This window comes from Microbacterium sp. Bi128, from assembly GCF_918698205.1.
The window spans coordinates 1-3,288 of the sequence record NZ_CAKKMM010000523.1 but is presented as its reverse complement, the minus strand read 5'-3'; the positions used below and the strand labels follow the sequence as shown (position 1 = coordinate 3,288).

The window sequence follows — 3,288 nt, the reverse complement described above, 5'->3', positions numbered from 1 at the left end:
GTGAATGAGACACTGACTTACTGTTGTGCACAAGTCCAGGGCCGGAAGTTCAGGGCAAGAGCCCGGGCAGAACTCCGGACGTTAGGCGGCCGCCTACGTGTCCGTGCGCGCTGCGCGCCGGGTCAGCCAGGCAAAGGTGGGCGGCGGAGGCGGTGGGACAGCCGCTGGCCCGGCCGCCGTGCGCCCCGAGCTGCCCCCCGCTGCCGCGCGGCGCCGGCGCAGTTCCAGGGCGAGGCTCTCCTGGCCGCGGGCCATCGCCCAGCGGTGGTTGGCGGCGAAGGCCGGCTTCAGCAGCCAGCTCAGCCGCCGTAGCAGGGGCTTGGCGGCGCTGACGCGCCAGTCGTAGGTGATGACCGTTTCCGGCCCGTCCGGCTCGAAGGTCCAGCGGCCGGTGCCGTTCAGATCGCCTGCCGCGGTGAGGGCGAAGCCGCGGGCCGTGACGGGCTCCGTAACCGTGAGGGTCCAGCGGAGCGTATAGGGCAGCCAGCCCTTCGTGTAGAGGCGTACGGGTCTGTGCATTCCGGGCCCGGGCTCCGGGCCGCCGGCCACGGGCTCAACGCTGAGATAGACGGAAGGCCACCAGCGGGGCAGGGCGGTGGCGTCGCCCAGGACAGCCGCGACCTCCTCCGGCGTGCCCGCCACGCGCCAGACGGTCCGGAACTCATAATCTGTGCTGCCCATCGGGGCCTCCTTTCAGCCCTGCGTGGATGCCCTCACTATCAATTCGGGCGGAAAGACCACCTGGGTGGGTGCGAAGCCGTCCTCCGATGCCGCCTCCCGGAGCAGCAGTTCCAGTGCGGTGGAGCCGATGAGGGCGCTGGGCTGCCGGATGGAGGACAGCGGGACGACGGCGGCGGCGGCGAACTCTATGTCGTCGTAGCCGATCAGGGCTATCTCCTGCGGCACCTTGACGCCGCCCATGAGCATCAGGCCCTGCAGGGCACCCACGGCAAGCAGGTCGTTGGCTGCAAAGATCGCATCCGGGCGTTCGGCTTCGGGCCGGGCCTGGATGGACTCGCCGGCCGCCCTGCCCGAAAGCACGGTCAGGGATTCCGTGGCGATGACCTCCAGCGTTGCACCCGCAACGGCGTCGATGGCCTTCCGCGCCCCTGCCAAACGGTCCGCTACCTGCCGGATGCTTGCCGGTCCGCCGACAAACGCGATCCGCCGCCTGCCCAGCGACAACAGGTGGGCCGCAGCCATCTCCCCGCCCGCCAGGTCGTCCACGGCCACGGAGGAGAAGCTCGTGTTCTCTGTCTGCCGGTCCACGAGCACTGTAGGGATGCCCCGGCGCCGGAGCTGCTCCAACCGGGGAATCACATTTCCTACCGGGGACAGCAGCACGCCCCGCACGCGCTGCTGCTCAAAGAGGTCCAGATACGCGGATTCCCGGCCTTCGTCCTCGTTGCTGTTGCCGACGAGGACGGTGAAGTTCTCCGCGGCGGCGCGGTCCTCCGCGCCCCGGGCCAGATCCGAGAAGAAGGGGTTGGCAGCGTCCAGGACCACCAGGCCGATGCTGTGGCTCATGCCCGCGCGCAACTGGCGCGCGGCGTCGTTCCGGACGAAGCCGAGCTTGTCGATGGCGGACTGGACCCTCAGGGTAACTTCCGCGGAAACCTTCTGCGGCCGGTTCAGCACATTGGAGACCGTCCCCACCGAGACGCCGGCCAGTGCCGCGACGTCCTTGACGCTCGCTGAAACCATTTCCTGTGCTCCTGAAGGTGGACGCCGCAGCCCCTGGGGCCAGGCGGCGCGTACGCAAAATAGTCACTTCAGGATACCCGTCCGGGGTCCACTTTGAACCCTTTCATTGAAACGAATCAAAAGCAGCGTCATGAATGCCTGACGTCAGTTGACGTGTTGATTTGAAGACCTTATGATTCAAATCACAACTCGTTATGAAACGATTCATTTCAGTGTTCACTAAGCCCCAAAGGTGCGGTCAATTTTATGCAGCAGACACACAGTTCCCGGTCCGGCCCCGCTGAGGGGGAGCAGGTTCCGGTCCTCTCGCTCTCCCACGCAGCCAAGACCTTCGGCCCGGTGGTCGCCCTGGCCGACGGCACCATCCACATCGAGGCCGGCGAAATCCACGCACTCGTCGGCGAGAACGGCGCCGGCAAGTCCACTCTGGTGAAAATCCTCGCAGGCCTGCACCACCCCGATTCCGGCGACTTCCAGGTGGCAGGCCAGAGCGTCCAGTTCCGCAATGTTGCCGAGAGCAAGGACGCCGGAATCTCGGTCATCTACCAGGAACCCACGCTCTTCCCCGACCTGAGCGTCGCGGAGAACATTTTCATCGGCCGCCAGCCCAAGGGCCGCTTCGGGCTCATCAGCAAAGCGACCATGGTAAGGGAGGCGCGCAAGCTGTTCGAGCGGCTCGGCGTTCCGATCGACCCGACCCGCATCGCCGAAGGCCTGTCCATCGCGGACCAGCAGATCATTGAAATCGCCAAGGCCATTTCGCTGGACGCCAAAGTCCTGGTGATGGACGAGCCCACGGCAGCCCTCAGCGGCGTCGAGGTGGAACGGCTGTTCGCCGTGGCCCGGAGCCTCCGGGACCGCGGGACCGGCATCCTCTTCATTTCGCACCGTTTCGACGAAGTCTTTGACCTGTGCGACCGCATCACCGTGATGCGGGACGGCCGGTACATCTCCACCCACCGCACGGCCGACGTCACCGTCGAGCAGATCGTTCGCGAGATGGTGGGCCGCGACATTGGCGCCCTTTTCCCCAAGACCCCCGCCGAGATCGGCGACGTGGTCCTGAAAGTGGACGGCCTCAGCCGCGCCGGGGTGTTCCGCGATATCAGCTTCGAGGTCCGCGCCGGGGAAATCGTTGCCTTGGCCGGCCTCGTCGGCGCCGGCCGCACCGAGGTGGCCCGTGCCGTATTCGGCATCGACCCCTACGACGCCGGCGATATCACCTTCGACGGACGCAAGCTCAGGCCGAGGAATCCCCAGGTGGCCATCACCGCCGGCATGGGCTTCGTGCCGGAGGACCGCCGCAAGCAGGGCCTCGTGATGGACCTGTCCGTGGCCCGGAACGTCACGCTCACGCTGCGCAACAAGTACACGACGGCGGGCCTGATCAACGGGGGCGCCGAGCGGCGCGCGGCCCAGGAATGGAGCAAACGGCTCCAGGTCAAGACCGGCTCGCAGGAGTACGCCGTCTCCACGCTCTCCGGCGGCAACCAGCAAAAGGTGGTGCTCGCCAAGTGGCTGGCCACGGACCCCCGGCTGCTGATCATCGACGAGCCCACCCGCGGCATCGACGTCGGCACCAAG

Annotated in this window: 3 protein-coding genes; 1 reads left to right on the top strand and 2 read right to left on the bottom strand. The window is 67.1% G+C overall.

The features are described 5' to 3' along the window. Positions 1-93: 93 nt before the first annotated feature. Entirely contained in the window at positions 94-681 is a 588-nt protein-coding gene (locus tag LQV45_RS22270; protein WP_230008866.1) for an SRPBCC family protein, read from the bottom strand. 12 nt (positions 682-693) lie between these two features. Then, entirely contained in the window at positions 694-1,704 is a 1,011-nt protein-coding gene (locus LQV45_RS22265) for a LacI family DNA-binding transcriptional regulator (protein ID WP_230008865.1), read from the bottom strand. A gap of 246 nt (positions 1,705-1,950) precedes the next feature. Between LQV45_RS22265 and LQV45_RS22260 the strand changes: the two genes are divergently transcribed. Then, a partial coding sequence (locus tag LQV45_RS22260) for a sugar ABC transporter ATP-binding protein (RefSeq protein ID WP_230008864.1) occupies positions 1,951-3,288 on the top strand: 1,338 nt, incomplete at its 3' end.